Below are 413 nucleotides of genomic sequence, written 5' to 3'. Positions count from 1 at the left end.
CCGCTGGTAGTCACCAGGTAGCCGAACTCCAGCGCCGGCTCCGTCAGGCCGACATAACCTTCACGATGAGGGCTGTTGTCGTAATCATCGGAAATAATGCTGATGCTGAAATCGCGCGGCTTGATAATCAGCTGGTTTGAGGTGGAAAACTCATACCATCCCGACTCCGGCGAGGTGGTGTTCTGAAAACGGAAATTGATCAGATCGCGGGTGCCGCTGTCGGAAATCCCCAGCGCAACCATCTGTTTGAAGAAGTTACTGGAGAAGAACACATAGACGGCATTGCTGCTCTTCAGTTCGTTAAAGGTATAGTAGCTGCCGGTGCCCGACGTGTTTTTCCAGGTGTTGCCGTTCAGACTGAACTGCAGGTCGGCGGCGTTCACCGCGGATGACAGCACCGCATGGTTAATCGC

At 54.0% G+C, this 413-nt stretch carries 1 protein-coding gene; it reads right to left on the bottom strand.

Translation table 11 applies throughout. From position 1 onward, the window contains the following. The coding region (locus tag KHA85_RS20430) for a fimbrial adhesin EcpD family protein (RefSeq protein WP_498039909.1) at positions 1-413 on the bottom strand (413 nt) is incomplete at both ends.

Source organism: Dietzia massiliensis, assembly GCF_018390595.1.
Classification (GTDB): domain Bacteria; phylum Actinomycetota; class Actinomycetes; order Mycobacteriales; family Mycobacteriaceae; genus Dietzia; species Dietzia massiliensis.
Note: the sequence above shows the minus strand (reverse complement) of the source record. Positions and strands in the feature narration are given on the sequence as shown.